This is a genomic window from Oceanimonas doudoroffii (genome assembly GCF_002242685.1).
Lineage (GTDB): Bacteria > Pseudomonadota > Gammaproteobacteria > Enterobacterales > Aeromonadaceae > Oceanimonas > Oceanimonas doudoroffii.
Window position 1 is genome coordinate 1 of record NZ_NBIM01000015.1, and the last position, 6,194, is coordinate 6,194.

At 41.6% G+C, this 6,194-nt stretch carries 3 protein-coding genes; all 3 read right to left on the reverse strand.

Annotated features, from left to right (window positions below; translation table 11 throughout):
* Window positions 1-806: 806 nt before the first annotated feature.
* The 3 genes from B6S08_RS18320 to B6S08_RS18075 all read right to left on the reverse strand — a co-directional run bounded on the left by B6S08_RS18320 (window position 807) and on the right by B6S08_RS18075 (window position 5,407).
* The gene (locus B6S08_RS18320; protein WP_141202214.1) at window positions 807-1,205 is read right to left on the reverse strand and encodes a hypothetical protein; all 399 of its coding nucleotides are present in this window, start codon (window positions 1,203-1,205) and stop codon (window positions 807-809) included.
* A 1,664-nt stretch (window positions 1,206-2,869) separates the two neighbouring features.
* Window positions 2,870-3,151 (reverse strand): hypothetical protein, encoded by a 282-nt coding sequence (locus B6S08_RS18325; RefSeq protein ID WP_141202215.1) that lies wholly within the window; start codon window positions 3,149-3,151, stop codon window positions 2,870-2,872.
* A gap of 96 nt (window positions 3,152-3,247) precedes the next feature.
* Window positions 3,248-5,407, reverse strand: a complete 2,160-nt coding sequence (locus tag B6S08_RS18075) for a DNA polymerase (RefSeq protein WP_169716431.1) — start codon at window positions 5,405-5,407, stop codon at window positions 3,248-3,250.
* Window positions 5,408-6,194: the final 787 nt, after the last annotated feature.

Below are 6,194 nucleotides of genomic sequence, written 5' to 3' on the forward strand. Positions count from 1 at the left end.
ACCAATAAGTGGCCATCGAGCGGAGGGGAGGGCGTGGCCTGTTGAGAGAATGCAGATGTCACCCTCTGCCCGCCTAGACTTCATTTAGCGAGAAAGTTAGATTGATCAACAGTCGGAACTTCGAATCAATTTGATTTTTGGTCTTGAAAAAAAAAGTTTGTTTGAAAATAATGTCTATGGAAGAAATCACTGTGCTTCAACGGAGGGAACCAAGCAAAAATTTATGTCTTAATACTGATGCCACTTGGCATAACTGCATTTGTTCCTTGTGAATGGAAGAAATCCCTTGGTTGTCACAGGGGGAGGCAATAAAATAAATCCTTCGAAAGTCACATTCGGCTCTCCACACAAAATAATTCAGGCTGCAGTACTGGAAACCACAATCTCATTGGAATACAGCCTCTCCAACAGGAGTTCTGTAGCGTTCGATCTACAGCTGCCAGTTTCCGCAGGGGCCTATGCTGGGGTTATACTGAACTTTCATGAGGAAAACAGCACAAAACTACACATTTCCGGCGGAGCAGGGTTGTGTCATCTGCGACGCATACTAGCAAGATGTCTGTTTCAGCACAAGCAAAAAAACAACTATGGACAGCTGCTGGTGGTCGGAGCATGCCAAAGGTCTCGAAAAAAACGAAGCAAAACACTTTTATGACATTCTGTCTAGCTTATGCTTGTGTCAGAATTATTTGTTCTGAACATATTTTAATCGCACAGTTTCAATGTTTCATAAATCTTGGGGGAGTTATGCATGCTTGAACATAATTACAATAAAAAAATCACTCGGTACACATTTTGCAGAAACCTCAGTACCCATAAGGTCGAGTTGTAAAATCAGGAAGTGCCACTCGTTTACAGTAAACAACCTTTTGCACCTTGCTAGTTGGAACAGTCACTACATTATGATTTTTCATCCGTTGAATTTGGTTTTCATAAACAGTCACTCTATCGAGATTCCTGGTTTTCACAAAGTCTTTCACCTGTTGTCTCATTCTTTTGAAGTTTATGTGTGCGGCGTTAGCATAGTTGAGAGAAAAACCTTTGACTTTAGTGATGGTTTTGACCACTTTTCCAGAGGAGGGATCTGTGACTCTAAAACTGTATTGTTTGGGGCCACCAGATACAAATTCCGAAATGAAGCATCCTTCGCCATAGTCACACAACTCATCAGTGAGATCACCCAGGTGATCACCTACACTTGGCATGTATTGATCAGTCATTCTGGTTAGGAAGATCACAGAGTCCTGAAAAAGCGTGTTTCACCAACATAGTTTGTTTTTCAATCTTAGTTTTCAAAAATGCATACTGTGTCATTTCAGGCGGGCATGTGCTGTTACAAAACAGGCCACCACAACCGAAGTGTTCGGGTTCACTTTTTCATATAGCTTTTCTTTTTTATAGTTGACAGCTACCATGTCTGGTCCTAAGTCAAGAGGGTAGGGTGCTTAAAAAACAATCTCGCCTCAGTCTATGCCACTCTAGCTTACCTAGGCTTCTCACACTGGACACCTGGTTTTCTCTATCGAATACCAGATAAAAGAAAGTGACTGGATCAGACAAAAACTCCGTGTTACAAAAATCTGATCACTGGGCAAATTTTCCCCAAAAACTGAAACATAACTGCATCCAATCTTTGTGACATATTTGAAAGAGTTAGTTGCCTGTTTTGTGATCTTACGAGTTAAGGCATAATTTTGCAACAGCCCTCAATCCGGCGTTTTTCTCAATTTGCTCCGGGTCGAGCCTTATGCCCTCTTTTTCCTCATAGTCTAAGATGTATCTATCTTTATCAGATTCGGTTTTCACCTGAAATTTCTATTTTTGGATTTGGAATAATCCATTGGTAGCGAAGGCAAATCGAATACTGACCCACGACAGCCATCCACTGGCCTGTTGCTTCAGTTTGAGAAACTTGTTTATGTATGCAGCGAATAATCCTGAATCTTCATTTTCTCCATTATAAACAGCTTTTTCATCATAGTGCCACACCTCATACACATCCAAAACCTGGAACCATTCCACATGTTATTAATACCGAAATATGTCACCCCACATGCAGATACCTTGTAGTTCAACTGTAAAGCTTTGTCTAGTTCAACGCTGACAAAAGTGGAGGTAAAGCTTCTCTCCGAGTCAGTATGTGAGCATTTTTCTTGATTCTGCTCCTCCAAACATGAGCGACAGCAAGTGAAATTCAACCTGTCATTGTATCTGTAGGGAAGCACAGGATGTAACAGGCCTCGAGGAGGTAAAACTCGACAGCTGAAATTTTTGATAAAAAATCAAAATGCTATTTACTCATAATACCCTGGAGACACACTAACCAAATTAACCCAAAATATGGATTTCTTTCTTTTGTTATTGCTTCAAACATCTCCGTTATCACTGTCGGATGCTTCAGTGGAAAAGCACAGTATTTGCATACCCATGGATACAGTCTGACAAAAAGCGTTTACCAAATTAACACATCTATGTTTCCGTGCTTTACTTATTCACGTGTTCACTTACGAGCACACATCATAATAATCTATTCGCTCTCCAGGGTGGCATTTCTTCCACAGTACTGTTGCATTTGTTCTACCTGGTAAAGAAAAAAATTTTTAGAAGGATAAAAAGCACTAGGAAAAATTCAGAACATAAATCACCTCCAGTCAAAGCTTCTCTAGGGTCTAGTACTGGTTTGACCTTTAGATTTTGAACAAATTCGTGAATTCTAGGATCAGTATGTTTCAGATTCTCCCATTCACACTCCCACATCTACAAAGCCACTGATGTTGAAGCTTTATCCAAATTCTACTCCGATATGGACACCCACTTCGATCAGTTGGTAACCCTGTTTTTTTATGTAATCTGCTTTATCCAAAGTTCTTCAATAAGCCTCTTCGCGTGTGAGGCTGGAGTTAGGCACTTTCTCATCACGTTTCTTGTAACATCTAAAACTCGAAATTTCATGTAACTTTTGCACTATGCACTCTTCATGCATATACTTTGGACACCCGTGGTATGCACATCCATTGAATTCCATCACCGTGTTAGCAAAAAATCCATCAGCTTTGTATTTGCCAATAACCTTCTCTTTTCCATTTCGAGCATGGCGAATGTAAACTCCATGCTCCTCGCTGACAAATTTAATCCATTCCAGAGCTACCATACTTTGACGCTCCCTCCCCCTGTAACCTCCTACTGGTACCACCTGAAAACCATATACAGTTGACACAGTTATTAAGGACATAAACGCATGGAAAAACTACCTTACCCCAATAGTATTTTTCTTCAGAAAATTCTTCCTGAAGACGTGATTGCAGGCCTGAGCTATTGTTATGGCTACCTCCAGAGGGTAGACTCCGGTTTCAGCATGGAACAAATCGTTAAACTTCAAGACACATCGGAGCAAAATGTCAACATCAGATTCAGTGTACTCCCTCAGCTCCTTTTGGAAATCAAACACTTTATTTTTGTGTGCATTATACCAAGTGTAAAAGTCATTTCTCTCTGCAGGTTTCATTTGAGATGGGCAATACTGATCTGCATCGGGATAGGCTCCAACATAGTTCCAATTTTCAGATCGACAAAAGAGGTATGGGAAGTATCCTTTTTTTAATTCAGGTTCATTCATGGTTTTTGGTAGTGAAGAAAGTCTCTGTGGCAGAAAAGAAATGGAATCAATTATTTTCACTCCCATTGCCTCCAAACTGAGAATTTTCAAACCGCGTGGAATAATTTTTGGGATTCTCTTTTGAGAGACCAACCATTGAATTATAAAATGTGCATCGAACCCCTTTGCATTATGCGCTATAGCCGTTGTACCGCGGTGGCATTCTCGAAACAGAAAGTCACAAAACTCCTCTTTGCAGTTATCTCCATAGAACCTGACACAGTGTTCCACACATATCCGACACTCGGGTTTGCTTTTCTGACAATCTTGGCATGATCGTGACTTGCAGCTTCTATTTTCACATTGTGAAAGCCAGAAAACTTTGCATAGCATGCAAGCTTTGCGCACAATGCAATAATTCGGTTTATGGAGATAGGAGGGACCGAGTGCATTGCTTTCTTTAGCATATTCCTGTTGTTGAGTTGTTTCAAAGTCCCAGAATAGATACTTTGAAACCTTGTCAGTTGCGCCACTGAATTTTTGGAAGTGTTGCATCCTGCCGACATCAGTCTCTCCCTGTCTGTTTTCTTCTTCTCTCACCAATGAATCAATATCATCGGGTTGAACTTCCATTTCCTCCTGTAGCAAATCTGATTTTTCAGGCTCTGCATTTTGCTTTGTCTTTATTGGTTGCATGTAACACTGGTGAATGGCCTCGTTTTTATCCCATATTTTGCAAACTGAACAGTATTTTTGGCCACATCTGTGTTTATATGGGGGGAGGAGGGATTTGGACGTTGTTCTCCCGCACTGAGTACACAGTTTCAGTTTCGTGCATGTGTTTTGACCCATAACTTTTCTGCGTTTATTTTTCGCCCCTCTGGTAAACTTCTCAGGTTTCTTGAGATGGTTGTCGAAACACTCCTGTGATTTGAACCGACGGTTGCAATCTTTGCAATGAATCCATCGTGTCTGAGGGCATTTACCTTGCATTTTACAACATGCACAATAAGCAGAGCATTTGTGAGCCTCTTTCTTGTTGTATCCCTGATTGCACATGTCACAAAAATAATTGGTTCCAGTAAGGATTCGAGGGGAACTCATGGGAGTGAAATGATTATCATGGTGGTATATGTAAAGTGGAATCGGACCAACTAACTCATCATCAAAAATTCTACTGTCGAAGTGGTCATGCGAAAAAATTTTCAACTGGAAACCCTCTGGTACCAGCAGGTTCTGTATTTTCTTGAACTCTGGGACTCCGCAAGTTCTCTTTTGACCACCCAACAGGCCTGCTCTGGTCATCAGATCTAATGCCAATATTCTCTGTGAGCTCCGTCTGTCCGAATCCCCCCTTCGAATCGTATCCCATTTCACAGACTTGTCACCCAGTGTATAGTACTGAATGCGCGCCCTGGCCACCACAACTGCTCGCGCGAAACAAAGCCAGTCATTGTTTTTTATCTTGATGAAAACCGATCCGTGACCCCCTGAGTGGCGCGTGAAAACGTCTTCAAATCTCCCCTTAATCATTTTCCGATAACCACTGCCTTCTGGAGGTGTGACTCTGGTTACTTTCACCTCCATTGTGTCATCAAAATCGAGTTCTTTTTTGCTCTGTTGAACGGAGGCAATGACACTCATGATTTTCTCTGTTGTAGTTTCAGTCTTATCCCCGAAAAGAACCAGGATTTCATGATCCAGGCAGGGATGATTAATGGACACACCCACTAAGTCTCTAGGCGCACCCTCACGAAATGTGTCAGTTAGAACTTTATCGAAAGCAGCCCTAGCCACTGCTTCTGCATCCACAATGTTGTCTTGGTTATGGAAACGAAAAAAATGCGAAGCGCCTGTCAAACCGAATCGAGGAGCTACATCAACAGTGACTGTTTCACCGAATTTCACATGATCGATAGGGTTTGACTCTAAATCAATACAACAAACACTAGGCTTAATCAACATAAGATTCATAAAGTTAAACTCACGCTCAGGTAAGACATTCTCCTCCTCAAAATCACTAATGTCAGCAGCGGCCAAATCCTCTAAAAACTCAGACCCCTAACTAAACACAATAAAAACATGTCGGCTTACGCAACATGCTTACCATTTTCAACATCGGATGGGAATTCTTCATCAACATCAGACCCCCATTCGGTTTCAACGTCCGACTCCCACTCCTCAAAATCCTGAGACATTGCAAATTAATCCGTAAAAATTATTACTGCAGAAAAACGGCAAGAGATAAAAATTTTGTCTGCTGAATAACAACAATGACAGTTAGACAATGCATTATGATCCGATTACTCGTTAATAAAATATGGGTCAAGAGAACGCCGACACAGGACACCTGTGGCCACAGTAAAACAGTGCACACAGGCGGCGCCCCCGACACAGTAACAAAACACCAAAACGACCCCCTACCTACCTATACCGTTATCCTTGCGTTCAAATACAGTTGTACTTGGTTTTATGCCTCACAAGAAAAGAATAACTGCACTTGGAGAGGACATTCGAATGATGCTAAACGTAGTATACGTCGACAGCTGCGGCGCAAAGTACGGTAACTCCCCACGGGGGCGTAACTACGGTATTTCTG